This window comes from Bradyrhizobium sp. th-b2, from assembly GCF_000426785.1.
In the GTDB taxonomy this organism is placed as follows: domain Bacteria; phylum Pseudomonadota; class Alphaproteobacteria; order Rhizobiales; family Xanthobacteraceae; genus Bradyrhizobium; species Bradyrhizobium septentrionale.
The window spans coordinates 1-25,227 of the sequence record NZ_AUGA01000075.1 but is presented as its reverse complement, the minus strand read 5'-3'; the positions used below and the strand labels follow the sequence as shown (position 1 = coordinate 25,227).

24 protein-coding genes and 2 pseudogenes are annotated in these 25,227 nt (G+C 58.9%); 19 read left to right on the top strand and 7 right to left on the bottom strand.

What is annotated here, in order from left to right; genetic code table 11:
* From K359_RS0141155 to K359_RS63655, 4 genes are all read left to right on the top strand, one after another.
* Window positions 1–312 (top strand): transposase (locus K359_RS0141155; RefSeq protein WP_029083578.1); only part of this gene is annotated, 312 nt, incomplete at its 5' end.
* A 27-nt stretch (window positions 313–339) separates the two neighbouring features.
* Complete coding sequence (locus K359_RS57755; RefSeq protein WP_051346691.1) at window positions 340–1,365, top strand: hypothetical protein; 1,026 nt, start codon at window positions 340–342, stop codon at window positions 1,363–1,365.
* Window positions 1,366–1,782: 417 nt separating this feature from the next.
* Window positions 1,783–2,166 carry a hypothetical protein gene (locus tag K359_RS63660; RefSeq protein WP_198031255.1) on the top strand — a complete coding sequence of 128 codons (384 nt, stop codon included), beginning with the start codon at window positions 1,783–1,785 and terminating at the stop codon, window positions 2,164–2,166.
* The gene (locus K359_RS63655; RefSeq protein WP_029084413.1) at window positions 2,163–2,684 is read left to right on the top strand and encodes a M48 family metallopeptidase; all 522 of its coding nucleotides are present in this window, start codon (window positions 2,163–2,165) and stop codon (window positions 2,682–2,684) included. The genes K359_RS63660 and K359_RS63655 overlap by 4 nt, the downstream gene beginning before the upstream one ends.
* Window positions 2,685–3,145: 461 nt before the next feature.
* On the opposite strand, the gene K359_RS0141120 is transcribed toward K359_RS63655, so the two are convergent.
* On the bottom strand, window positions 3,146–4,318 hold the full coding sequence (locus K359_RS0141120) for a Fic family protein (RefSeq protein ID WP_029084412.1): 1,173 nt from the start codon (window positions 4,316–4,318) through the stop codon (window positions 3,146–3,148).
* 321 nt (window positions 4,319–4,639) lie between these two features.
* On the opposite strand from K359_RS0141120, the gene K359_RS0141115 reads away from it, so the two are divergent.
* Window positions 4,640–5,953, top strand: coding sequence for a DUF2130 domain-containing protein (locus tag K359_RS0141115; RefSeq protein WP_051346690.1), 1,314 nt, complete (start codon window positions 4,640–4,642; stop codon window positions 5,951–5,953).
* 230 nt (window positions 5,954–6,183) lie between these two features.
* Here the strand turns inward: K359_RS0141115 and K359_RS54800 are convergent.
* Window positions 6,184–6,601 (bottom strand): annotated as a pseudogene (locus K359_RS54800) (hypothetical protein).
* A gap of 248 nt (window positions 6,602–6,849) precedes the next feature.
* Here K359_RS54800 and K359_RS0141105 point away from each other — a divergent pair.
* Both K359_RS0141105 and K359_RS0141100 read left to right on the top strand, forming a co-directional pair.
* Window positions 6,850–7,104 carry a helix-turn-helix domain-containing protein gene (locus K359_RS0141105; RefSeq protein ID WP_029084410.1) on the top strand — a complete coding sequence of 85 codons (255 nt, stop codon included), beginning with the start codon at window positions 6,850–6,852 and terminating at the stop codon, window positions 7,102–7,104.
* Window positions 7,104–8,417 (top strand): type II toxin-antitoxin system HipA family toxin, encoded by a 1,314-nt coding sequence (locus K359_RS0141100; protein ID WP_029084409.1) that lies wholly within the window; start codon window positions 7,104–7,106, stop codon window positions 8,415–8,417. The genes K359_RS0141105 and K359_RS0141100 overlap by 1 nt, the downstream gene beginning before the upstream one ends.
* Before the next feature lie 177 nt (window positions 8,418–8,594).
* Here K359_RS0141100 and K359_RS62195 read toward each other — a convergent pair whose 3' ends face one another.
* Window positions 8,595–8,984 (bottom strand): hypothetical protein, encoded by a 390-nt coding sequence (locus K359_RS62195; protein WP_198031254.1) that lies wholly within the window; start codon window positions 8,982–8,984, stop codon window positions 8,595–8,597.
* Between the two features lie 13 nt (window positions 8,985–8,997).
* On the opposite strand from K359_RS62195, the gene K359_RS54795 reads away from it, so the two are divergent.
* The 4 genes from K359_RS54795 to K359_RS0141075 are packed head-to-tail and all read left to right on the top strand — an operon-like array spanning window position 8,998 to window position 12,644.
* A complete protein-coding gene (locus K359_RS54795; RefSeq protein ID WP_035978004.1) occupies window positions 8,998–9,678 on the top strand; it encodes a M12 family metallopeptidase in 681 nt (226 codons plus the stop codon).
* Complete coding sequence (locus K359_RS0141085; protein WP_029084407.1) at window positions 9,678–10,733, top strand: caspase family protein; 1,056 nt, start codon at window positions 9,678–9,680, stop codon at window positions 10,731–10,733. The genes K359_RS54795 and K359_RS0141085 overlap by 1 nt, the downstream gene beginning before the upstream one ends.
* Window positions 10,720–12,141 (top strand): hypothetical protein, encoded by a 1,422-nt coding sequence (locus tag K359_RS0141080; protein WP_156928954.1) that lies wholly within the window; start codon window positions 10,720–10,722, stop codon window positions 12,139–12,141. The genes K359_RS0141085 and K359_RS0141080 overlap by 14 nt, the downstream gene beginning before the upstream one ends.
* Window positions 12,142–12,179: 38 nt before the next feature.
* Window positions 12,180–12,644 carry a hypothetical protein gene (locus K359_RS0141075; protein ID WP_029084405.1) on the top strand — a complete coding sequence of 155 codons (465 nt, stop codon included), beginning with the start codon at window positions 12,180–12,182 and terminating at the stop codon, window positions 12,642–12,644.
* Here the strand turns inward: K359_RS0141075 and K359_RS0141070 are convergent.
* Both K359_RS0141070 and K359_RS0141065 read right to left on the bottom strand, forming a co-directional pair.
* Window positions 12,636–12,893 (bottom strand): hypothetical protein, encoded by a 258-nt coding sequence (locus tag K359_RS0141070; protein ID WP_156928953.1) that lies wholly within the window; start codon window positions 12,891–12,893, stop codon window positions 12,636–12,638. The genes K359_RS0141075 and K359_RS0141070 overlap by 9 nt on opposite strands.
* A 48-nt stretch (window positions 12,894–12,941) precedes the next feature.
* A complete protein-coding gene (locus K359_RS0141065) occupies window positions 12,942–14,123 on the bottom strand; it encodes a S8/S53 family peptidase (RefSeq protein WP_029084403.1) in 1,182 nt (393 codons plus the stop codon).
* Between the two features lie 300 nt (window positions 14,124–14,423).
* Here K359_RS0141065 and K359_RS0141060 point away from each other — a divergent pair, with 300 nt between their 5' ends.
* From K359_RS0141060 to K359_RS0141050, 3 genes are all read left to right on the top strand, one after another.
* A complete protein-coding gene (locus tag K359_RS0141060; RefSeq protein ID WP_029084402.1) occupies window positions 14,424–14,978 on the top strand; it encodes a hypothetical protein in 555 nt (184 codons plus the stop codon).
* A gap of 446 nt (window positions 14,979–15,424) precedes the next feature.
* A complete protein-coding gene (locus K359_RS0141055) occupies window positions 15,425–16,396 on the top strand; it encodes a DUF3616 domain-containing protein (protein WP_051346689.1) in 972 nt (323 codons plus the stop codon).
* Between the two features lie 149 nt (window positions 16,397–16,545).
* A complete protein-coding gene (locus tag K359_RS0141050; RefSeq protein WP_029084400.1) occupies window positions 16,546–17,031 on the top strand; it encodes a TIR domain-containing protein in 486 nt (161 codons plus the stop codon).
* 127 nt (window positions 17,032–17,158) lie between these two features.
* Here the strand turns inward: K359_RS0141050 and K359_RS0141045 are convergent, their stop codons facing one another.
* A complete protein-coding gene (locus tag K359_RS0141045) occupies window positions 17,159–17,656 on the bottom strand; it encodes a toll/interleukin-1 receptor domain-containing protein (protein WP_245284877.1) in 498 nt (165 codons plus the stop codon).
* A gap of 525 nt (window positions 17,657–18,181) precedes the next feature.
* Here K359_RS0141045 and K359_RS0141040 point away from each other — a divergent pair.
* From K359_RS0141040 to glgX, 4 genes are all read left to right on the top strand, one after another.
* Window positions 18,182–19,414, top strand: coding sequence for a toll/interleukin-1 receptor domain-containing protein (locus K359_RS0141040; RefSeq protein WP_198031253.1), 1,233 nt, complete (start codon window positions 18,182–18,184; stop codon window positions 19,412–19,414).
* Window position 19,415: 1 nt separating this feature from the next.
* On the top strand, window positions 19,416–20,402 hold the full coding sequence (locus K359_RS0141035) for a MoxR family ATPase (protein ID WP_029084397.1): 987 nt from the start codon (window positions 19,416–19,418) through the stop codon (window positions 20,400–20,402).
* Window positions 20,399–21,424: a hypothetical protein gene (locus K359_RS0141030; protein ID WP_029084396.1), complete on the top strand. Its 1,026-nt coding sequence runs from the start codon at window positions 20,399–20,401 to the stop codon at window positions 21,422–21,424. Before K359_RS0141035 ends, K359_RS0141030 begins: the two co-directional genes overlap by 4 nt.
* Before the next feature lie 806 nt (window positions 21,425–22,230).
* Entirely contained in the window at window positions 22,231–24,435 is a 2,205-nt protein-coding gene (gene glgX, locus K359_RS54790; protein ID WP_084518693.1) for a glycogen debranching protein GlgX, read from the top strand.
* Window positions 24,436–24,497: 62 nt separating this feature from the next.
* On the opposite strand, the gene K359_RS59685 is transcribed toward glgX, so the two are convergent.
* Entirely contained in the window at window positions 24,498–24,761 is a 264-nt protein-coding gene (locus K359_RS59685; RefSeq protein WP_198031252.1) for a hypothetical protein, read from the bottom strand.
* A 189-nt stretch (window positions 24,762–24,950) separates the two neighbouring features.
* Between K359_RS59685 and K359_RS0141010 the strand changes: the two are divergent.
* Window positions 24,951–25,227: pseudogene (locus K359_RS0141010) on the top strand (IS256 family transposase); the annotation flags it as partial.

Below are 25,227 nucleotides of genomic sequence, written 5' to 3'. Positions count from 1 at the left end.
TACGTCGAGCAATTGCTCGCCCCATCGCTGCGGCCGGGCGATACCGTTATCATGGACAACTTGCCCGCTCACAAGGTCCATGGCGTTCGAGAGGCCATCCGGGCGGTCGGAGCAAGCCTGCTCTATCTTCCGCCCTACAGTCCAGACTTCAACCCGATCGAAATGGCCTTCTCTAAACTGAAAGCCCTGTTGCGGGCCGCCGCAGCGCGCACCATGCCCGATCTCTGGCAAGCAATCGCCAACGCTCTCAAGCGCTTCTCACCCGAGGAATGCCAAAATTATCTCGTCGCGGCTGGTTACGACGCAACGTGATCGGAAAATGCTCTAGACGCTGACGCCTTGTTCTCGACCCTCAGTGGGCAATGGGCCTTTCACTTTGTGCGCGGCGATCACGAGATCATACGCGAGCTGGCTGCCGAAGCACAGCGTAGGGCCCAGGAAATGCATGATGAAGCGCTGGAGCTGGCCGGGTACCGTGTTTCAGGGCTCAATGCTCTTTACTTCGGGGAATTCGAGCAGGCCAGGTCCGATTTCGAGACCATTCTTCGTATCTATGACACTAGCCGACATCGCCCGCCGCCGGTGCACTACGTTCATGACCCGAAGTTCTATGCAATCGCCTATCTTCCGGTCATTTGTTGGATTCTAGGGTTTCCTGATCGGGCACGGAGCTGGCAGCGAGCGGCGCTGGAGTATGCGGCCGAATTGAATCAGGCCGTTCTCAACACTCACGTAAGAATTTACGGCGGCGCTGGCCTCGACGAACTGATCCTCAACGTGGCCTCCACGCGCAGCTATGCTGACGCAATCGTAGACCTCCTTGATCAACATAACCTGCGATACTTCCGGCTGAGCGGGCTAATCCTTAGGGGTTGGACTATGGCCCAAGAGGGAGATGGAAAAGACGGCCTAGCGCTGATGCGTCGCAGCGCCACAGAGCGGCTAGCCATGGGCGTCAGCTGGTACCAGATCCGATATCTCTGCATGTTGGCGGAGAGTTATCTGCCACATTGCCGCGCCGACGAGGGTTTGGTCGCCATCGCGGAAGCCAGGGACATCCGTGCGCGCACAGAGGAACATATGTGGTCGGCCGAACTCAACCGGGTTGAAGGCGAGCTTCGGCGCATTCAAGGAACCACCCCAGTCGAGGTCGAGAAGCTCTTTCAGGACGCTCTCGTGATTGCGAGAGATCAGAATGCCAAATCATTCGAGCTTCGAGCTGCGATCAGCCTGGCGCGGTTGTGGCGTGACCAGGGGCATCCCACTGAAGCCAAAGACCTGCTTGCGCCGCTATACGGCTGGTTTAAAGAAGGCTTTGATACGCCAGATGTTGTTGATGCGAAGGCGCTGTTGGACAATTTGTGATGCAAACTCCAACGGCGCCCCAACGTTATGGCGCTTTTTTTGGACGACTATCTGGCAAACATCCGTTGCACCGACCTTGTGGACTGGCTAGTCCGCAACCACCTTTGCGCTCGACTGGCCGCGCTATTCCAACGGCAAGTATTGCGACGCCATGCCAGGTGATCCTTGGCGACCCGAGGGGAGCGCGACGTTTGGGATGCGAGCGTCGTAAGATTAGGCGAAGGCGCTGCAGCGGCCGTTGCCGGATGATGTGCTCAGTCCGCGTTTTCAAAGTGGTGGTTCGCGTCGGGGCAGAAAGACAAGGACCAACCGTAGCACTTCCCAACAAGCCCTCTATTGCCGTGCTGCCCTTCCAGAATTTGAGTGCCGACCCGGAGCAGGAGTATTTCGCCGACAGCGTCGTGGATGACATCACGATTGGCGCTGTCACGCTTTCACTGGCTATTTGTCATCGCAAGCAATTCGAGTTTTACGTACAAAGGCCGGGTCATCGATGTGAAACAGGTCGGCCGCGAGCTCGGGGTGCGTGACGTACTTGAAGGTAGCGTGCGCAAGGCCGGAGGCCGCACTCGTATCGCAGGTCAGCTTATCGATGCTCCAACCGGAGCACTTCTCTGGGCGGATCGGTTTGAAGGTGCGCTCGAAGACATGTTCGATTTGCAGGATCATGTGACTGCCAGCGTCGTGAGTGCGATCACTCCGAAGGTGCAGGTCGAGGAGATCAAGCGGGCCACTCGCCAACCGAAAATCTGCATGCCTACGACTGCTACCTGCGCGGACTGGGGAAAATTCGTCGGATGACCGCGGACGCGAACCGGGAGGCGTACCTGCTCTTTTGCAGGGCCATCGAACTCGACCGAGGTCTTGCCTGCGCCTATGGCATGGCCGCGTATAGCATCGCGGTACGCAGGGCGCGTGGCTGGATGATCGAGCCCGTGCAGGAAAGTGCCGACGCCATGCGACTGGCCCGCAAGGCAGTGGATCTGGGTGGAGATGACCCGGTGGCGCTGTGCATGGCTGGGTATGCATTCGCCAGTATTGCCCGGGAGTTCGACGACGCTGCGGCTTTCGTGGATCGGGGACTGGCGCTCAATCCGAACGCAGCGCAAGCTTGGACGCTGAGTGGCTGGGTGAGAGTCTGGAGAGGCGAGCCGGACCTGGCACTTGGTCACTTGGCGCATGCCATGCGCCTGAACCCGTTCGATCCGTTGATGTTCGGCATTCACGGAGCCATGGCATATGCTCATTTTCTCGCGAGCCGCTACGACATAGCATCGTCATATGCCGAAATGGCAATGCGCGACGATGAAGACCGTTGAGGCGGTCTCCGACCCTCTGGTCTTGAGCTAACCGCCTTCAGGCATTCAGCCCTGAGCCTTCGCCTGAGGGGGCGTCAGCATTGCTTGCGCGAATGGGAGGCTCCAGCAAGTACTCTCGTGAATATCGCGGCGCTGCGAACGCCGGACAGGCTTTTCGAGAGCGGGGCCCTCTCTATCGTCGATTCCCTTGGATGATCCGTCGCCCGACTGTCATGGCGCTGATGCCGCTTGTATCGAGCGACACGACGCCGGAGGCCGGACCTCATCGGTCGCGCGATCTTCCGATTGGACCTTGAATGCGGCGCTTGTAGCGTGGCGACACGGGTCGAAAACAAGAAGGCCGCCCTTAGGCGGTCTTCTAAAAATCTCTGCTGTATCAGAGGTTTACTTGGTTGCGGGGATAGGATTTGAACCTATGACCTTCAGGTTATGAGCCTGACGAGATACGCGCGCTATCCCTGTCACGCTTCACGTGGCTGGTACAGTCTTGGGAACCAGCGATCGACGGCGTCCGGCGGGAACGCCAATCGCACAGAACTGCGCGTGGTTGGCGAGGACAGGTAGCCCTTCGCAATAAGTTCATTGAGGACAGTGCGTGCTTGCCGCTCGGCATAGCCGGTGACGTCGGCCGCGTCCCCGCGTTTGAACTCTCCTTGCATGACTGCTAACTGCAAAATAGGCCAGGAACCCTTCAGCAGGCGTTTTGCGCCGATTTCTTCCTTGGCCCAGATCTCCATTCGATTCATCAACTCGGACGGCTCCAAAAGCTGCCCCATGAAGTCAACCTGGTCGATGCAGGTCGAAAGGAAGTACCGACAGAAATCTACCAGGCCCGCCTCGGTCAAGTTGCCACGGCCATCAAGATCGCCGCGCCGTGGTTCATCAGCAGCTTGAAGGGTGGCCTTATAGCTAGCGACAGAGCGCGCCAGCCCCCGCGAAACCGACCATAGCTCCGAACCGACGCCCAATTCACGCAACAGCGCATGTGAGAACAGCCGTGCGACACGGCCGTTGCCGTCGAGGAATGGGTGAATCCACGCCAGTCGATGATGTGAAGCAGCGACACCGACGATGCGATCGATTTTCGAGAGATGGTTTGCACTATAGGCTTCGCAAAAACGCTTCAGGAAGGCCGACAGTTCGTCTGGATCGGGCGGGACGTGCGCTCCTATCTGGACGTGCCGCGCGCGCAGCTCGCCCGGCGTCATCTTCAGGCGCTCCTTGGTCTGCGGATTTTCCACCCACCACATGTCTTCGGGGACACGGCTATAAAACTCGCTGTGAAGCCACAGGATGAAATCCGGTGAGAGGGCGTTGCCCGGCCCCTCCCCCCGGTCGATCATCGCCTGGATTTCGATATGCGCTTTCGCTTCGAGCTGGAGATTGCGCTTCTCAGGCTCTTTTGCGAAATCGTCTTTCAGCGCGCGATCAATATCGATCAGCGTCGTGTTGTGGTTTTCGATGAGGTTGGAGTAATAGCAGTTCATCGAGCGCACGAGGTCGCCGATCGAGCTCCGCAAAGCTGGGCTTAGCCTCGCCGCTAAGCCGCTGGCCTTCGCGACCAAATCGGTCGCCAGATCCGTCAGCCCCTTGTTTTGCGCAAGAACCAAAGGCTCCATTCGGCTGACGGTCATTTTTGCCGCTTTCCTTGCTGGTGAATTCTTCAATCAGAATAAGCCATTAGGTCAAATAGGCCAACAGTTTTTGCCGCTTTTTTTGCCGCTTCCCGCTGGCATCCAATTGGCGCTTGATCATGTTTTGTTCTAGTCTAGAATACATTCCCAATCGGAGCGGCTCGCTCTGATGGTCGTAGTCGAAACGTCGATACGTATAACCGTGGAAAACCCGCTGGTCCGATCGATATCGACGACACGGATGTGGACATCGAGGGCGGCGACATCGCCATCGCGCGCGGATGATGTTGAATCCGGCGTCATCGATGACAGGGGAAGTTCATGAGTTTCAAAGCAACCGCCGCCGGCGCTTCGCACGAGCCGACCCTGCATTGCCCCAACTGCAATCACGAGATCCGGCTGACGGAGTCGCTGGCCGCTCCCCTCCTCGCTGAGACCCGTCAGCGCTTTCAACAGCAGCTGGCCAGCAAGGATGCCGAGATGGAGCGCAGGACTGAGGCGCTGCGGCTGGAACGCGAGCAGGTCGTCAAGGACCGTGAGCAAATCGAAGACGAGGTTGCGAAGCGATTGATCGCCGAGCGCGCCCAGCTGGTCGCGGCCGAAAACAAGAAGGCGCGGGAGGCGGCTGCGGCCGAGCTGCAGGCGAAGGAAGCGGAAGCCGCGGAACTGCGAGCCACCCTGCTTACCAACAATGCGAAGCTTGCCGAGGCGCAGAAGCAACAGGCCGAACTAATGCGGCAGCAAAGGGCGCTCGAAGAGGAAAAGCGCGAACTCGACCTGACGATCGAGAAGCGCGTGCAGGCCTCTGTCAGCGAAATCCAGATCAAAGCCAGACAGGAAGCCGACGAAGCTGCGCGCTTGCGTGTTGCCGAGAAGGACCAGACCATCGAATCGATGACGCGCACGATTGAGGAACTCAAGCGCAAGGCCGAACAGGGATCACAGCAATCTCAAGGGGAGGTTCTCGAGCTCGAACTCGAAGAGCTTCTGCGCGGACGTTTTCCGAGCGATTCGATCGAGCCGGTTGGCAAGGGTGAGCTCGGGGCGGATGTTATTCAACAGGTGAATGGCGCCATTGGCCAACCTGCCGGCATCATCCTTTGGGAAACCAAGCGCACCAAGGCATGGAGTGACGGGTGGCTTGCCAAATTGCGTGACGACCAGCGTCGGTCCGGCGCCAACGTCGCTCTGATCATCTCCCATGCGCTGCCGAAACATGTCGAGCATTTTGACCTGGTCGACGGTGTATGGGTGGCTCATCCGCGTTGCGCATTGCCGGTCGCCGTGGCGCTCCGCCAGGGGCTAATCGATGTGAGCAGCTCGCGCCTCGTTCAGCAAGGTCAGCAGACCAAGATGGAGCAGGTTTATCACTACCTGACCGGCACGAAGTTTCGGCAGCGGGTAGAAGCTGTCGTTGAGAAATTCACCGATATGCGCGACGACCTAGACAAGGAACGCAAGTTCATGGGCCGGCAATGGGCCAAGCGTGAAACCCAAATCCTTGCCGTGGTGGATTCGACCGTCGGCATGGTGGGTGACCTGCAGGCGATCGCTGGCAAAGCCATGCCAGAGATCCCGAGCCTGGATATGCCGCTGCTTGAGAGCGTCGCCGCACCTGAACGGAAAGTGGGATAATTGGCCGACGCGGAATGGCGAACTCGGGCCGGCCACCATGCCACCGAAGTTGTGCATTTGGCTAAGACTGAATGGATCGCCGGGTCTCGACGACACCCTCGCTTTTAACTGTTCCCAATCAACTGGGCGTCGCCGGAGCACTTGATCGCCTGCTCCAGCGAACGGTCCTTCCATTCCATGTCAACACGATCCGAAAACGAGGCTGCTTGTCAGGGCGCAACCGATGTTTCCTACGACGCGTTCGCTCGTCTTTGCCATACCGCGTCGCGCCGCTGCCGCTTTCGTTCCCGCTTGCGCCGGCCTGGCAACATCGAAGGCTTCGGAGGCAGAGTCGTGGCCGGCGTTGGCTCCTCGACCGTGGGGACAAGAGGCGGCTCCGTCGCCAGGGCGGGCGCGGGCTGCGCCTCCATGATCTCAAGAACCGAGCGTCCCTTGTTAGTGATGCAACCAGCCGCCGTTCAGCCGTTCGACGAGACCTTGGGAAAAGATATCCAGGCCGGGCACGCGGGCTGCCAGTCTCCTGGTGCGTTCGGCCCAGTCCCGTCCGCTGGTCGCCAGGATCGCCATATCACGCTTGAGGTCCGCCATCGCTGCGAACCCGTCCGGATAGCTGACCAACACCTTGAGAACCGTCACTTGGAAGTTCACTGCCCCGCATCCTGCCCCAACTTCCGCGAACTAACTCCCTCGACATCTTAGGAGCCCAGGTGATCGGTTGTCGACTCTCGCCGTTCAACCGCGGGTGGCGGCATCTAGCTGGACCTCGTCCGTAGGACTGGAATCGGGATCGCGCATATCCCTGATTTATACGCGATAGCGTATATCAAAGTAATATACGGATATGGGTATATTGACCTTATATACGCGATTGCGTATATTTGTCTGGGAGGTCCCGCATGACACAGCACATTGCCCGAACGGAAAAGCAGCTGGGAGCCATCCTGCGCAGAGTGCGGAAGCAAGCCGGCCTGTCACAGTCGGAGCTTGGGAAAAACATCCATCTGCGTCAGGGGACACTATCCCGGCTCGAAGGAGGGGCACCGGCCATTCAGCTCCGCACGCTCATGGAAGCGTTGGCCGCCCTTAATCTTGAGCTCGTGGTCCGCCCGCGGAGCCAAGCCACTGCCGCCGACATCGAGGACATCTTCTGATGCCCCGTCCGAGAGCTCATACGCCGTTGAACGTCTTCATGAACGGGCGCCTCGCCGGGGTGCTCAACCGTGAATCCAGCGGCGCCATCGACTTTCGCTACGATGCGCAATGGCTGGCCTGGAATTCGACCTTCCCGATTTCACTCTCCTTACCCCTTCGCGAGGACCGCTATCTCGGCGCTCCGGTTATCAACGTGTTCGACAACTTGCTGCCGGACAGCGAACCAATACGACGGCGCATTGCCGAGCGTGTTGGGGCAAACGGTACAGACGCATACAGCATGCTGACGGCTCTCGGTCACGATTGCGTCGGCGCACTCCAATTCCTGCCGGAAGGTACCGACCCGGGGCCGGCCGGAAAGATCGATGGCAAATTCGTTAGCGACGCCGACGTCGCCAATCTCATTCACAACCTCGCAACGGCTCCGCTCGGCCTTGGTGAGGACGACGACTTTCGGATTTCCATCGCTGGAGCGCAGGAAAAAACGGCTCTGCTGCGTCGGGACGGCAAATGGTACAAGCCGACCGGCACCACGGCGACGACGCACATTCTGAAGCCGCAAATCGGTCGCCTGCCAAACGGCCTCGATCTCTCAAACAGCGTCGAGAACGAATATTTCTGTCTCAAGCTGATTTCAGCCCTTGGCGTGCCCGCGGCCAATGCCGAGATCGCGGACTTCGGCGGTCGCCCGACGCTCATTGTCGAGCGCTTTGATCGCCGCTGGACCGGCGACAAGCGCTTGCTTCGTCTCCCCCAGGAAGATTGCTGTCAGGCATTGTCGGTCCCGCCGACGAAAAAATATCAGTCCGACGGCGGCCCTGGCATGAAGGAGATTCTGGAATTGCTGAAAGGCAGCGATGCGCCGATTGAAGATCTTGCAACCTTCATGCGTGCCGGCATTGTGTTCTGGCTGATCGGCGCAACCGACGCGCACGCCAAGAATTTCAGCTTGTTCCTAAATCCCGGTGGGCGTTTCCGTCTCACGCCGCTCTACGACGTGCTCAGCGCTCAACCCAGCCTGGACGCCAAGCAAATTCAGTCCAAGGCATTCAAGCTCGCCATGTCCGTTGGCAAGAGCCGCCACTACGCGATGAATGAAATCTTGCCGCGCCACCTCACACAGACCGCTGAGATTTCAGGCGTCGGCATCGCCGTCGTGCGCTCGATCTTCAATGACCTCACGGAAACGTTCGAAACAACCTTTTCAGAGGTGCTGAAGACGCTGCCCAAGGGCTTCCCAAAGAAACTAACGGATTCGATCCGAACCGCTGCGATTCACCGCCTGGAGCTTATCAGTAAAGACGGGAAATAACTTTGATCGAATCGCATCCGCGCTAATCGGCCGCTCCCAGCTTTTCATCAACGTGATCAGACCATTCGGCGAATGATCCGTGACGTCACCGTCCGCCGCGATCGTGGTGAGCTGCGCGAACCCTAGCGAGATTTCCGCGAGTACACCCGCCGACCTCAGCTTTTTTGGCCCTTGCCTCTACATCGCGTCCCAGATCGCGAAGGCGCACGACGGCACCCTTACGGTGGCGTCGACGCCGACGGAAACCTGCTTCACGTTCACGATGCCGCTGTCCGAACGAGTCGCGAATTGACGAAACCGGATGGACCACGTCGACGTCGGCAAGCCGAAAAACGCCGAGGAAGGCCTTCTGCGCACCGGCGACGGTTGCCCCCAGCGGGATGGTTCGGCATCGGCGCAGGAGCGCCAAAGGTGTCGCACCATTTCCGAGAGTTCATCGTTGATTTCCCGCTCAGGATGAGCAATCATCCAGGTATCCGGACCGACTTCGATACGAAGTAAGCATTGCTCGCGGGAGCGATCGATGCCGAAAGTTCGGGATTTTGAAAACACGATCCGATTTTTCACAGGGAGGTTTGCGATGGCCGACGAAACGAAGCGTTGGTGTTTTGCCTGGTTTAAGGACAAGGTTCCTTCTGACGGCAATGCGAAGGCCGCGCTGGTCAAGGACAGCAAATGGCAAAGAGGAGAGGAAATACGGATAAGTTTCCTCGATGGAACGGACGATCAAAAGGCGCTGGTGAAAAGGTTCGCATCGGAATGGGTCGATCCGGGTATGGCGAACCTGAACTTCTCCTGGGTACCGACGAACGGCGATATCCGTATCTCGTTCAAGCACGAAGGGTCCTGGTCCGTGATCGGGACGACATGCCGACAAGTCCCGAAGGGCGAGCCGACGATGAACTTCGGATGGCTAACCCCCGGAATTTCCGATGACGATGCGCGGGGAGTAATTCTGCACGAGTTCGGCCATGCGCTCGGGCTCATCCATGAACACCAAAATCCCGATCAGGCGATCAAGTGGAATAAACCCGCCGTCGTCGCGGATCTATCCGGTCCGCCGAACAACTGGGACGAAGCCACGATCGAGCACAACATGTTCGAAACCTACCCGCCGAATGAGATTGCGGGAACGAAGCTCGATAAGAATTCCATCATGATGTATCCGATCCCGGCCTCCTGGACGATCGGAGGACCCGAGGTGGGCTTCAATTCGAAGCTTTCCGACCAAGACAAGAAATTCATCAAAAAACAATACTGATGCCGCTGGCCGATCGTGCACTCGTTGTGGGTATCGACAGATATCCCGCAATCTCCGTGCTTTCCGGTGCGGAGAACGACGCCAAGGCATTCCATACCTGGGTGACGTCCTCCGGCCAGGTGGAAAGTCGGAACACGCTGCTGCTCACCAGTTCCGCGTTCACGGCGGCCGCCAATGCGGATGATGAGCGGCCAGCCAAGGAGCAGATAGAGCGCTTCTTCACCGATATCGACAACGCCGCCGAAGCCAACAATCAGGCCGGACTGGGACACCAGGCCGGTCGACGCCTCTGGATGTTCTTCTCGGGCCATGGTTTTTCACCGTCGCTGGACAAGTCGGCGGTATTGATGGCCAACGCAAGTCTGAAGCGCGTCCACAGCGTCGCCGCCATGATGTGGGCCAACCGCTTCTACGAGGGCGGATGGTTCGACGAGGTCATCCTTTTTCAAGACGCATGCCGTACTCCGATCTCGGACGTCGAATTGGTGCCACCGTTTCTCCGCAAGAAGCAGGCATCGCTCGGTCAGACGCGCCGCCGCTTCTATGCCTTTTCGGCCAAGGATCGTCTGATCTCGAAAGAGAAGATGTTCGAAAAGGACATGCGCGGCGTATTTTCCGCTACCCTGATGCAGGGACTTAACGGGGATGCACGTGATCCCAAGACCGGTGCCATCACCACGGCGCAGCTCAAGCTGTTCCTGCAAGACAACATGAGGAAGTCGCTGTCGCCCCAAGAGCTTGAGGACGATGAGATAGCCAAGGTGCCCGAGGTCTACGATCCTGACCCGTTCGATATCGTGGCGGCGCCGCCCGGTTGGAACACGGCACCCATTTTCCCGCTCGAGATTGCCGTCGCCAATCCCGGAAAAAGGATCTGGATCGAGGGAGCGGCGTTTGCGACGGTGGCGGCGGAAGATCAGGCTCCCCCGGTATGGTCTGTGCCTTTGCCGCGAGGCTACTACAGAGTAAGATATGAAGGGGCCGAAGTAACGTTCGAGGTGACGGGGGCCGTGAAGGCGGACGGCAGTCAGGTGGTTGAAAATGTCTCCATCTAACGATGCGCCGAAACTCAACACGCTGACCGTTGACGCTTCCGCGCCGGCAGAGATTTCCGTGCTCGACGGCAGCGCAAATACGGTTGCTCGCGCCATAGGTCACCTGCGCAGTTCGTTTCCTTCGGACATCTACAAGGTTCGAGTTCGCGTCGGTCCGACGCTCGAGGAGAGGATCGTCGCCCTCGACAGAGATCAGGAAATCAAGGTCGATGCTCCAGCGGGTTTCTCCTCGCCCATACCGCTGGCGAATACGAGCCGCTCGCAGGACAGGCACCAGGAGACGACGCGATGGGCAAGCGAGCACCTGTCGCAGTCGCTGGGGATAGGAGCGTCGATCCTCATCGTCGCGCGGGCATGGTCCCGCCACGGCAATTCCGCTCCGATCAATCCGGCGACCGATCTGATATTCAGCGACGAGTCCTCCAGCATGAAGCTGGACATAGGAAAACTCGCGGAGTTCAGGGCCGACGAGGATCCCATCGCCTGTTGGTCGGCCGCGGTGACACCTGGATCGTATCGCCTGCAGCTTGCTGGCGGCATCACGCGGGCCATTTTCGCGACCAGCAATCTCCAGACCCAGGCGTTCTTGCTCCAACGGACCACGTCGAGCTACGGAAGGTCCGATGGCGCGACTCTCGACATCGAGAACGCTGCGATTTCGATCTCTCCACGACAATCGTTCGATCCGGAAAGCAACCAGACGTGGCTCGCCGAGGTCGCGCGTTATGCATTGACCCAGAAAAGGAAGATCCTTTCGGAAGGTGTATTGGATCAAATTCTAAGCGCGAAGTTCGAGGATCCCATGCTCGGCCTCTTGGGCGCGCATCTTTTGCTTCGCGACGAACCGGACAACGTGGCGGACTTCGAGACGGTGACCCGAAATCTTGCCAACATGCTCGGGAGCGACCACCCGGATGTGCGAGCGCTCTGTCTTGCGCGTAGAACTCCGTTGCCTGAAGTCCCTCGCCGCATCACGTCTCCTCCGATGTTGCGCGCCAGTTGGGATCTGGCCGTGGCCCACAGCTTCACCGAACCCGACGTATTTCCTGAGGGCTCCGAGGCCAATCGCATTTCGACGCTCGTGCTGCCGGGCAGCCCCTGGCTTATCTGGAAAACGCCGACCGACGGTCAGGGATCGAGCGTCAGGCTGGAAGAGACGTTGCAGGATTTTCTTGCGGCTAGGTCGCGCGCGGACAAGGCGAGGTCGAATGCGACCAATCCCGTCCGGTCTCGGTTGAATTCCGCCTACAGGACGCTCGCCTACGGGTTGGAAGTGGTCCGCGGCACGGCGGCGACCGTTCGAGAGGCTATGCCGGAACTGAGTTTGGACGAAAAGGAGGAACTGACGAAAATGCTAGGTATCCCCGCATCGAAGCTCGATTCGATGCTACGAAAGCTCTTTCCCTGAACACCCCACTCTACGAAGTCTGTGGTCAGGGTTGGACCTTGTCCTTTCAGCGGCGCGTGGGAAACGGCTCCGACGCCAATCGCGGCACCCTTCCGATCCACATCGTAAAACAAAGTATCGATGCCGCAGACGTCCTGGCGCCTTTGCTCGCGGGAGAGGATGTCTGGATAGCCCTGCAGCTCGCGAACCTGGTCAGCGCGCGGGGGAGTGCAAGTGACGGCCGCCGATTACGTACCGCAGTCCGCGACTTGCCATCGTTGCACCTGCTCATGGTCGACGGGGTGGAGGATGCGACGGGAATTCAACCCTTGAGTTCGTTCGTTCCAGCCGCAGCCGCGGCTGATATCTCGTGGCAGCTCGAATTCGTCATCGAGCAAGCGAACTCGGCTTGCCGCGTCCGCGCGCAATTTGTTACCGACTCGCTTTACAGTGATTTGAGCGGTCTGCCGTTGCCGGCAAGAACCTCCTCGAAGGACGGCTTTACAGGAAAGCGGCTACCATGAAGGCACGCGGCGATTTCCCAACGTCCTGAATGCCTGATCCGGACCGACGGTGCAGAGACCGTTCACCGCTGTGCGAAGACGCTCGGTGTATCGACCGTCGATTTCGACGCTCACTGCGATCGAGGGATCCCCTGACACGATAGTCAAACTGGGAATTGATTTCACCATCTCGCCGATATCGTGATGCGCGCCGCGGGCGTTCGCCACCATCAGATCAGAGCTGAGACAAACCACCAATTTCTCTCTCATAGATACCTCCAACCCGCCTTCAACTTAACCGATTCTCCTAAAAGGGCCTTAACGCCCTTCCGCAGCGAAGGGGGAACCGTATCCCTGGCTAGAGTAGTCCAACCCGACAGAAATGCACATTTTAAGGAACACGCTCCTTGCGTGTTGGGTCCTATCCTTTGAACGAGGCATACTTAAATACTCCTTGTCCTGTGCAAGCGCAACGGCCAGGGCACCGCAGGCCAGCGGCGCTGCAAACGAAGTTCCTGAAATTGCAGCGTAAATTTCGTTATTGCGCTGCACCAGAATGCCCACTCCTGGCGCAATTCCATTGACGTCCGATCCGCTGGTGCTATTGCACCAGAAATATATTGCGTCTCCGGAAGGAGCCTTTCCTATCATCCTGCTGTGCTTTTGATCATATGCCACCAAGCTTCCGGCCTCGCCCCAGCCCGTCTTTCCGAAGGCCGTAACGGCAATGCAGCTTTCGTGCCGCGCAGGAAAATAGACCCGCTGATCGTTGGGATCATTGCCGGAAGCGGCAACGACGGCGACGCCCAATTCGTCGGCGGCTTTGATGGCGTCCAGCACTCGATCGTCCTCGAAGGGTTCGCCCCAACTGAGATTGATGAGATCGACCTTTGCTTCGAGCAGTTTGTTGATCGCAATCGCCGCGCCTACTGCGCTGACCTTTTCCGGTTCGTCACTGTGCGTGGCATCGGCGAAAACAATCTCAGCACCGGGCGCTGCCGACATCCACCGGGCCGCCCTTTTGCTGCGGTCGCCTAAAACCCTGCAGACGAGCTCCCCGTGACCCGGCTCGAGCTCGCCTCCGCTTTGTTGCCTAGTTCCACCAATTTCATGAACGTGCCGGATGCCATCGCTGTTTGAAAAGCCGGTATCCACTACCCCAATCTTGATGTTGGCCCCCCGCTGGGACCGACTGGTATCGATACCTAGACAATTCAACCACCATGCTGGTTCTACAACATCCGGAAGGCGTCTCATTGTGATCGGAACGCAATCCGCGATATCCTCGCAGTAGGCTGTCCAGTATCCTGGCGCCCTGGCAACAAGACATTCGAACACCGCAAGTGGCGGCAAAGCGAACGATACCCATCCGCTTTCATCGGACATGCCCGTCAGCAGATCGGCTTCGGCATCGGCCCGTCTAATGTAGAGGAAGATCCTCGCGGCGACCCCGTTGCCGTCGTCGTCACTCACAGCGAAATCGATCTTATTCTCGCTCATGCAAACTCTATCCTGGGAAGCTTAGGAGTTCCGCCCAGCGCCGCAATATGACGTGTAGTTCATACCTTGAAAAAGAATTGGCTGGCTACGAGCGCATGAAATTGCCCCCAGCATCAAGCCGATCTCAAAAGAAGCCCCTCAAACTTCCACAAGTCTGGACTCAACCAGAAGACGAGTCAAGTAGTAGGCTGTTTCTTGTGCCAATGCGCACTTGCGATCACGCACGAAAGAAGCGCTGGCCAAATTCCGCTCAATTCGCATTGTAGGTCGCGATTCGTCCTCATCAGTTTCGGTGTTCGTTTGCAGCAGAGCCCGTCCTCCATCGTCTTGTCTCCGGAGCAAGCAGGAACGACGTCGCTGCTGCGGCAGCTGTTCGGAAACGCGGTCGCGAGCCGGTACGTCGATTTCTGCAAGCTCGTCGGAGGCGAGTTGCCCCTACATGCGACCCGCACGCTGGCGGCGCATGCGCTGCGGGAGTTGGATGCTCTTCTCCGACAGGTTCTCGCGTCCCCTTTCGACGCTGTCATACGCGACGATCCGAGCGAGAAGGCGCTCCGAAAGAAAGCCCGAAAGTCGCTCAAGGAGATCGGTTTCGACGAGGAGGCACGACAACGTGCCGACGGAGCGCTGAAGCCGCAGCTCAACTTCAAACGGCAGGTCGAACGCATCCTTATCCGTCTCGGTCTCGATCCCGAAGGAGAGATTGCAAGAAAGTGGCTGTCGTTCTGGGACGCGCTCTCACAGGTCCACCAACGGAGTTTCGACAAGACCCTCAAATCGGCCCAGAACTTGACATACCTCGATAGTTCGTCGCCTTATAGACCAGCTTGGGGAGCTCCCTGCGCGGAACATTGAACAGTCCTTCAAAATCCTCGCCGGAGGGCCTGTCGTGGTAGCTCGTCTGGCAGCCGACAAAAAAGGCCGCTCCGCCATCCGCCGTTGAATTGAAAATTCGACCGCTGCGCTCGATCGTGAAATGGATTGACATGTCGATCCGACTCTATCGTCGAGAGTCCATCTCGACACGTCCGGATCATGGTCCAAACCTCCGATGTCGGCTCCTAGGAACCCCACTAGGTCTTTTCCGCCGGAAATGAGAGAACCTGTCGAGTGCGATTGCAGCGAAACGTCCCTAGGATCTTCACTAGGTCGTAGACATACGCGTATCGGGGATAAGATCGACCCGCGCTTGGAGGATACCCGTTGAAGCCATCAATTGGTCTCGCTTCAATTGTCACGGCAAGAGAGACTACCCAGGTTGCGTCGGTAAACTTTGGCCGCTTCGACTCGAGGACATCAAGATGTCGATATCACGTTACTTCGCCCACACCATATCGTCACTGCTTTCACTGCTCGCGATCGACCTTGCCCAAGCGCAGACGGCCACAGTCTACCGGGGGATTTGCGACGCCTCGGCAGCGGTCGCACTCGGCAAGGATCACTTCGTCGGGGGCGACGACGAGCTAAACGTGATCCGCGTGTACAAACGTGGCCAGCCGGAGTCGGTTAATCAGGTAGATCTGTCATCGCTGCTCGGTACGAAGCCCGAGAAGGAGTCGGATATCGAAGGAGCTGCGACGATCGGGAATCGGATCTTCTGGATCTCTTCGCATGGCACGAACAAGGACGGTGAAGTCCAAGATCGGCGCCGAAGGCTATTTGCGACGGAAGTGGTCGACGGCGACGCTCCCACGGTCCGAGCCGTTGGCAAGCCCTACACGAAACTCATGGAAGACCTTTCGACAGATCCCCGCCTCATTAAGTACAACCTGGCGGCGGCAGCTACGAAGCCGCCCAAGACAGAGGACGCGCTCAACATAGAGGGACTGGCGGACACTGCAGAGGGCGGCCTTCTCATCGGCTTCCGGAATCCGATACCGGGCGGCAGAGCATTGATCGTCCCGCTTACCAATCCGAATGAGGCAATATCGGGCGCGCCCGTGAAACTGGGTGATCCCGTCGAAATCGATCTGGGCGGACGAGGCGTGCGGAGCATCGAGCGGATCGGCGCATCGTATCTCATCGTGGCGGGCCCTATCGACGGCGAGGGCGCGTTCGATCTCTACCGCTGGTCGGGAAACGCCAAGGAAGACCCTGCGAAGGTAACGTCCGTCAAATTGTCGGGCCTCAATCCCGAAGCTCTTTTCGCAATACCCGGGACGCAGGACGTCCAGATCCTGAGCGACGACGGGACCGAAAAGGTCGCGGGCAAGGATTGCAAGAAAGCATCGCGCGAAGCCCAGAATTTCAGGAGCATAACCGTGACACCGTAGCCCGCGGACGCGTATCCGCCGCGTCCGGCTGGAAAATATCGCACCGACCTAGTAATATCCCGAGTAGCACGGGCGGCCCGTTGCTGCGCTAGTACCAATTGACCGTGGCCACGCTACCTTGAACGACCGCCCATACAAACGGATCTACTATGGCAAAGAAATCATTCCTCAGCTTCTACTACAAGGACGACAGCTGGCGCGTGTCGCAGATAAAGAACATCGGAGCTGTGGAAGAACAACCAATTCTGTCCGCTAACGCCTGGGAGGCAATAAAGGACAAGGGAGACGACGCCATCAAGGAGTGGATCGAGACGAACATGAGAGGCCGCGACTGCCTGATCGTACTCGTCGGCGCACGAACGTCCGGCAGGCGGTGGGTGAAACACGAAATCAGACGCGCGTGCGAAAGAGGCATGGGAGTGTTTGGCATCTACGTCCACAATCTGAAAGATGCCGACGGAAAACAGTCGACAAAGGGCAGTGATCCGTTCTCCGGTGTAACGGTGAATAACGTTTCAATATCTTCCTACGCCAAGATGTACGATCCACCGTTCTCGACGAGCACATATGTTTACGAGCATATTTCGGAGAACATATCGGATTGGATCGACAACGCCATTAAGGCGCGAAAGTAAGCTCATATCCGCACGCACATCGTCACCGCAATATAGACCGATGCCCATGTGCCTTGAGATGATGATGACGCTCGGCAGCAAGGAGCGGCGGTCCGCCGAGCGGCCACGCAACCGATTGGCCGCCCCGTCAGCTTCGGAGCCATGCGGCGAGTTCGGTACCGGTGTTGTTCTCGTGGTTGTAGACCATGAAGATCGGTTTCGCGTACGCTTGGTGGGCGCCGTAGACGATGCGGTCGTAGACGCCCAGATACTCCCGTTCCGACCACTTGTAATCGCTCGCGGAATCTACGCCGGGAAACACCGCCACGTTCGGCATTTGCCGGAAGCCGTCCGCAAGCCCCAGTTCCCAGGGCATCCAGCGGCTATCCTTCGAATTCACCGTCGTGAACAGGATGAACTTCTTGCATTGCTTGACGCGCCCCCGGAGGATTGAAGCAGTATTCTGGTTGGTCGTCGGCGGAAGCGATTCGTCCTTCTTGTCCACATAGACCGACGCCCCATGGGCCTCGAGAATGGCGATGACGCCCGGCAGCAGACCCGCATCCTTGGTGGAGTGACTAAGAAACGAAGACCCGGCCGGCGAACGCGAAGCGGCCTTGCGAAGGATCGACTCCTGGTCCGTCAATGGCCCGGCGCTCCGCCGGATCGTGTCGCGCGTTAAGTACTCAACCATTTCGAGTCAACCGCGCCCGGTTGTTCACGACCAAACGCTGTGAGTTGGAATTCGCGCTCTCCAAGATCGCGGAGAGGCGTCCCGGATCCGCCCGGAGCGGCGCCCCATGCCGGCTGCGCCAAATAGATTTAATGCCATCTCTCGTCCAATGCTGATTTGCTGCGACATCGCGGCGTCGCCGGCCGCTTTCCGGATCGGAGGCGATCGAATAGCCTCGCCGACCGAATCTGCCGGCTACAGCATACCCCGAGATCGTCGTTTTTGAACCGGGGATTGCCCTAGGGGTTTACCATCCCGGTTCACGCTGTCGGCCTTGGCGGAACCGAGACGCGACCTTCCGCCCGTACAGGCCGAGGCAAATCTAAGGCTTCCCAACGGGCGAAATCTGCTGGTACCAGTTGCTTCGATACCGCAACCTGTAGTCTATTTGGAAAAAAGTTCTGTCACGTTCCCTTTTTCGACTTTATGGAAAATTCGTTGAAGCCAAAAATTTTTATCAGCCATAGCGCGAAGACACCTCGCGGCAGCCAGGTTCTGGAAGAAATCTGCTCGGCCCTGAACGGCAACGATTTCGAGGTCCTCGTCGATCGGATCCGCCTCGTAGAAGCGGTGGGTCAGCGTTGGCGGGACGCGTTGAACACCTGGATGGAGCTATGTCACGGGGCTATCGCGGTAATCGACGAATCCGCCCTAAATTCGGGATGGGTGAAGCAGGAACTTGCCATCCTTAATTGGAGGCGGGACCGCGATCCGAATTTTATCTTATTACCCGTCGTAGTGCCTCCCGTGACGTTCGAGGCCCTCCGCAACGCGGACTTGTACCCAATCGGTATAGGTGCGCTTCAAACGCTTTCGGCAGGTAACGAATACATATCACCGCTCGTCGCACGGTGCGAAACATTGCGGACCGCACGTGCGGATTCCGGCAGCGTCGACCGGATCGAAACGCTCCTGGCCTCTCTCCTGAACAAGTTCGACCGTCAGTTAATTCTTCAGGCCGCGCGAGTTTTGGGCGAGGATTTGGAGCGTTGGTCGCCCGGCGTATCGGAACACCGCGCCTTTGCCCGGCTCCTTCTGGGCGCAGGCCTACCGGAGGCCGTGCCCGCGCTGATGAGCCTCGGAATGAAGCCCGCCGATTCCGAAGCAGTCGGAGCATTGCTGGCGACGGTCTGGATCGACTGCAGGGCGGTGGAAGCCCTGCATCGCGTTTCGCACGGCCCGGCTGCCGATCGATCAGTCGCAATCAACGGAGACGAGCCGGCGCTTTCACGCTGGTACGTGCAACGCGCCTGCGGTGCCGTTCCCGGATCGGCGAGAGTGCAGGTCAGGATCGGCGCCGCCGAGGACGACATCGAAGGGATAGTATCCCAGGTGCGCGAGTCACTTCGCCTGCGCGGCCCGCCCGGGATATCGGCTTCGCGTCATCTGGCCACGCTTTCCGGTCCTAACGCATCCCAGGGAGGGCCGATCTTCCTCATGTTCGAGGCTCCCGAACCGGACCCCGACATCCTCGATCGATTGCGGCAGGAATTTCCAGCATTCACTTTCTTTCTTTTGACCGGCGATCACGTTCCCGAGCCGCCGATCGATCGATCACGTGCCGGCGCCTACTTCCTGCGTCCGGAATTGCGGGCGGACGACACCACACGGGCACTCGACGCATGGTCCGTCGCATATCAGCAACTCGTGGCATCCGATCCGGGGACTTGAAATGGGTTATTCGAAGCAATTCAATCCGACATCCGTACAGTCATTCCGCACCGATTTCGCGCATTCGTTGCAGGAAAGGACGGACAAGAGGGACGGCGAAGTCTACGTCTTCGGCAGTGATGAGAACATTGTGCTCGCCGTAAACGTCGCTTTGGCCACGGGCCGTCCGCTGCTGATTTACGGCCCGGCCGGTTCGGGCAAGTCCTCAATCGCTCCGAGCATCGCCCGCAATCTCGGATGGCGCTACTATGAAGGCGTGATTACGTCGCGTACCCAGGCGCAGGATCTCCTTTGGACATTCGACGTCGTGCAGCGCTTGGGAGATGCCACGAGTAATCGCGCGGCAAGCCCTGCTCCGGGCGCGCTCGGAACGGTGGACTTGCACCGGTACGTCCAACCGGGCGTGCTTTGGTGGGCTTTCGACGCGGAAACGGCAACAAGACGCGGCCTGCCCTCATCCGCACCCGAACTGACGATTCCCGATCCTTCTCCTTATGCGGTCGATGCGCCGGCGGTCGTGCTGCTCGACGAGATCGACAAGGCGGACCCTGACGTACCGAACAATCTTCTCGTACCGATCGGTTCTCTCAGCTTCACGGTGAAAGAAACCGGCACGCAGATCGGAGCGGCGAAAATTCCGCTGATTATCTTTACCAGCAACGAGGAGCGCGACCTGCCCTCGGCCTTCGTGCGCCGCTGCGTGATCCTGAGGTTGCCGCATCCTACCGAGCCGCAACTCAATCAGATCGCGGAAGCGCATTTCGGTACGGACGACGGCAAGAAGAAGGTCTACGAGAGTCTGGCCCGCAAGACGATAGAACTTCAATCCGAATACGTCCAGCAGGGTCAACGACCGCCCAGCACCGCGGAGTTTCTCGATGCCGTGCGGGCCGCGCTGCAATTGAAGATCTTGCCAGATAGCGAGCCGTGGAAACTGTTGATCCGGGCTGCCCTTTCCAAACCGGGCACCAGCGAGGTCAATCGGTGATTCCCCGGGGCATTCCCCTGCGGTACGGAAAGGCGCCCGAGGTCAATCTGGGCGATCTCCTGCGCGCCGTGTCTAGCCTGAAACCCACCGACCCGACGACAAGCGACGCGATCGCGCGGTTATTGGGATATGACCTTCCGACGCCAACAGCCATGGCATCCGAACAGCAAAAGGAAGAGAGCGGTACTTCCCCGTTGGAAGTCAAACGGGGCGCCAGCAAGCCGATATCATCCCTGGGAAGCAATCGTTCGCGCTCTAAAAGAAAGTCTCCGGCGGATTCTCCGGGCAGACGGCTGATCGCCCACCGGCCTCCCGGCCAATCCGGTGACGGGATCGACGACGTGTTACGCGGCCCCGCTGTCGCCGTTCCAGATCCTTCCAAGCCGTTCGAACCCTCCCCCACCCGGCAACTGCTCAATCCGAAGACCGTGCGATCGATCGTATTCTTCGCCTTGGCTACGGTAGCGCACGAGGGTGAGATAGACGTGGAAGCATTGTCGCGCTTTCTTTGCTTCGAGGAAAAATGGTCCGGCCGATTGCCGAGGCTTCCCCGCCCGACCGCGAGACTAGGCGTTCATGTGGTGTTCGACAGACGCCCCGCCATGGCACCGTTCTATCGCGACCAGAATTCCTTGTTCGACATCATCAGCAGCGTCGTCGGGGAACATCGCACGACCTATTCCACCTTCAGATCCGCTCCCGAAGAAGTGCTGTCTCCCAAGCCGAGCTTCTTCGCGCGGGAAGCCCTTCCGAAGCCCGACATTCCTACCCTCCTGCTTTCGGGCGTGGGTATAGGGTCCAGTTTCGATCACGACCGCGTCCCGCCGGCGGCGTGGACCGGATTTTTCGCCAGTTTGCGCAAATCAGGTTCGCCGGCCGTCGCCTTCGTCCCCTATCCGGCTGAGAGATGGCCCTCCCAACTTGCGGGGCATGCAGCGCTGATCTGCTGGGACCGGCCTACGACACCGAGCGTCGTTCGCAAGCGTATCGGCATCGGACACGAGATACAAAGTGAGCTCTAGTGCGGATAACATTGTCTCGCTGATCGAACGTCTGCGCGGGACGCGGCCCGCGCTCGTTCGCCTGGCGGAATCCGTTTCGCTCGCTTCGATCGTCGATCCCCAACTGCTGCGGCATCTCCGCCTCGATCTTGTTCCGCAGGCGAACGCAGGTATGGAGGCCGATCTCTGGTTCAGTCCGCTCGTGGATTCGGCTAATGAGCAGGGCTTCACGTTCAGACCAGACGCTGCGCGGGCGCTCTGGACGAAATTGGAAGCGGACCAAGAATGGCTGGAAACCGTCAGACGCGCGACTTCGAAGCTACATGCGGCAAGTCCGCCCATCGTGCGCCTGACTGAAGAACTGATCTGGCTCGGCCTGACTTCATCGGTAAATCGAAGGGAAGAGCGCATTAACGATCTGCTGCAGCAGGTTCTGGTCGCTCTGGTACGAGAGGACCGACGCCCCTTGGCGCGTTGGGCGGTGCGTACCCTTCCTCGTCTTCCTCAATCCGTAACGGGCGCTGAGAACTTCGAGCGTCTCGCTTGGGCGGCGGTCTCGAGAGTACCCGGGGCGAAACCGATCCTCCGTAGTGCGTCACGTGCTGCCTTCAAGGATTGGCTTCCGATTGTCCTGCCACGCGAAACACGCTTGCTTGACGTCGGAATACGCCGTTTGGGCAAGAGCATCGCTTTTCATGCCGGATCATCGAACGGCGACTTCTGCATCCAGATTCCGGAAGTCGAGCCGTTCTCGCTGAGCGTCAGCGACACGGGACCCTCGGATCCGGAGGCCCGAACGGTCAAGCTTCGTTCCGGCACTCCGACCTATGTTCCGGCAGGTCCGCAGCAATTGTGGGGTCCGAACCGTCCGGGGCGACGTCTACGAAATTCCGCCGGTTTCCGACGATCCGGACTCGAAGCTGAAGGGCTTGCGGTTCGCTCGGCCGCCTGCGGATGTCGAGCTCGCGCGACTTGGGGTCACGCACTACGAGCACGGCATCAATGTAGCGGTCTACTCGGCCCATGCCTCCCGCATCGAGCTCTGTCTGTTCGCAGGAGGCCGCGAGGTGACGCGACTGACCCTCCCGGAAAAATCCGAAGACGTCTGGCACGGCTACTTGCCCGACCTCACCGAAGAAATCGCCTACGGTTTCCGCGTGCATGGACCTTACGAACCGCAACGCGGCTTCCGGTTCAATCCGAACAAGCTCTTGATCGACCCGTACGCCAAAAAGCTGGAAGGCAGCTTTTTATGGAATGCCGCCCAATATGGCTACCGGGTCGGCAGCGAACGAGAGGATCTGACATTCGACAGGAAGGATAATTCGCAAGCAACCCTGATGTCGCAGTCGCTAAAGCGGGAGGCCGTAGCCAGGCCGTCGCGGATCCATGTGCCGTGGGAGCAGACGATTCTCTACCAGCTCCACATCCGGGGAATGACGATGGTTCATCCCGCGGTGCCGAAGGCCGACCAAGGGCGATACTCCGGTCTGACGTCAGAACCGGTGAGGCGCCATCTTTCCCGTTTGGGCGTGACAACTCTTGTGCTGTCTCCGGTGCACGAATTCATCGACTCGTCATTCCTGGTCGAAAAGGGCCTGAGGGATTATTGGGGAGAAAATTCGATTGGCTACTTCGCTCCGGCAGCGCGCTATGCACGCACCGATCCGGTCTATGAATTCAAGCAAATGGTCACAGAACTCCACAAGGACGGGTTCGAGGTGCTGATCTCCGTCGATTATTCCCACACCGCAGAGGGCAATCATCTCGGTCCGACCTTGTCTTGGCGCGGCATCGACAACACCGGATACTACAGTCTGAATCGGGACAATCCCCGTTTCTACGATGACGTAACCGGCACAGGCAACACGTTGAACGCCGACAAGCCGGCCGCCCGTAGAATGATCCTGGATAGTCTGAGATATTGGGTCGAGGAAATGGGAGTGGACGGGTTTTTCTTCCGGCTTGGCACAACGCTCGGTCGTTCGGAAAACGGTTTTGACGCCGGACCCGGCAGCTTGCTGCGGGAAATCCAGCTTGACCCGGTCCTATCGCGCGTCAAGCTGATAGCGGAGCCGTGGGACCTCGGACCGGGAGGCTACCAAGTCGGAGCCTTTCCAACCGGCTGGTCGGAACTGAACGACCGCTACAGATCGGCCATGCGCCGCTTTTGGCGAGGGGAAGCACAGTTGATCGGAGAAATTTCGACGCGGATGGCCGGTTCGCCCGATCTGTTCAACCACGACGACCGTTCTCCCCACGCCGGCATCAACCACGTGGTCGACCGTGATGGTTTCACGCTGGCAGACCTTTACAGCTACAACGAAAAGCACAATGAGGCCAACGGCGAGGATAACCGCGACGGTTCCAACGACAATCACAGCTTCAACTGCGGAATCGAAGGCCCCACGGACGACCCGGAAATCATCGGATTGAGGCGACAGCTCCGAAGAAACCAAATTGCCTGTCTCATGCTGGCGCGAGGAGTTCCCTTTCTTCTGGCCGGCGACGAGGTCGGCAATACGCAATCCGGCAACAACAATGCGTTTTGTCAGGATAATGCCGTCGGTTGGATCGGCTGGGAAAATCTCGGCATCGAAGGTGAGGACTTCACCGCTTTCATCCGCCGGCTAATCACCATCAGAGGGGAATACCCGCAGCTCGCCGCAAGTGATTGGCTGGACGACGACGTCGTCGACAGCAGGAAACAGCAACGTGTGAGTTGGTACTCCCGGGACGGGGGTGAGACGAGAACGGGCGAGCGGAGTTCGAGCGAGAGCCAGTTTCTCTCGTACGTTATCCGCGACGAGGCAGATCGACCGCCGCTTTGGATAACGTTGAATGGCAGCCCCGAGACCGTCGAAGCGACCGCACCGAACCCGGCACCCCATGGCGCATGGGAAATGATCCTCGACACTACTGCCGTGGACGGAAAGCAAGAGCTTGTACAGTTGCATGGAAGGCAACGGTTCCCCGTTCCGCGCCGCTCCGTCATAGTCTTCGCTGGCGGATCTGGCTCGGCAATGCCCTAGGACGTCCGACCCGTCGGACAGCGAGACCAATCAATCGATCTGAGTGCCTAGTTTACGCTTGCCTACCTGGCCGGCTCAAGCATGTTGGCTGCGAGCTGTTCGAACCAGTCCCGCACGTCATTGGGAAGCAAATTCCTTGTCATGAGCGCCGGCGCGAAAGTTCGTCCAGCGACATGTACGCCCAGTTGCCGGTATGCCTCGAACTGCTCTTCGTCGTAAAATTGGTCGAGGGGCGATTGATGCGGGAAATCAGGGTCCGCATAGATTTGAAGTCGTTGCGCCGCTTCTCCAACGCGACTTCTGGCTGGCAAGACGTAGCGCTCCAACTAGTAGACTCCCGATTCCCTATGTCCACAGCCGCCTAACGTCAGCTTGTATGGCGCATCGCGAACCCGGTCAGCGGCTAGGCAGGTGTCGGATGAAAACGGCAGAGCAGCGGCGCTGTGACCTAGGGCAATCCCTGATGAGCTATCGCTGAAAGTTGGTGACGGCGGGAATCGGGAAGGCGGCATATCGTGGGGGTGCTTGACGCCTCCACTTCTCCACCGAAGGAGCGATATGCCGTGTCCAAAGATAACATCATCAAGTTGATTCAGCCAGGAAACGTCGACGATCAACTCACCGAAATCTTGCGCAATGGGGCGCGTGCTCTGTTGGCCCAGGCGGTCGAGGCCGAGGTCGCGGACTTTCTCGGCAAGCATGCCGATTTGAAGACTGCGGACGGCCACCAGCGCGTCGTGCGCCACGGTCACCTGCCGGAACGCGAGGTGATGACCGGTATCGGTCCGGTCG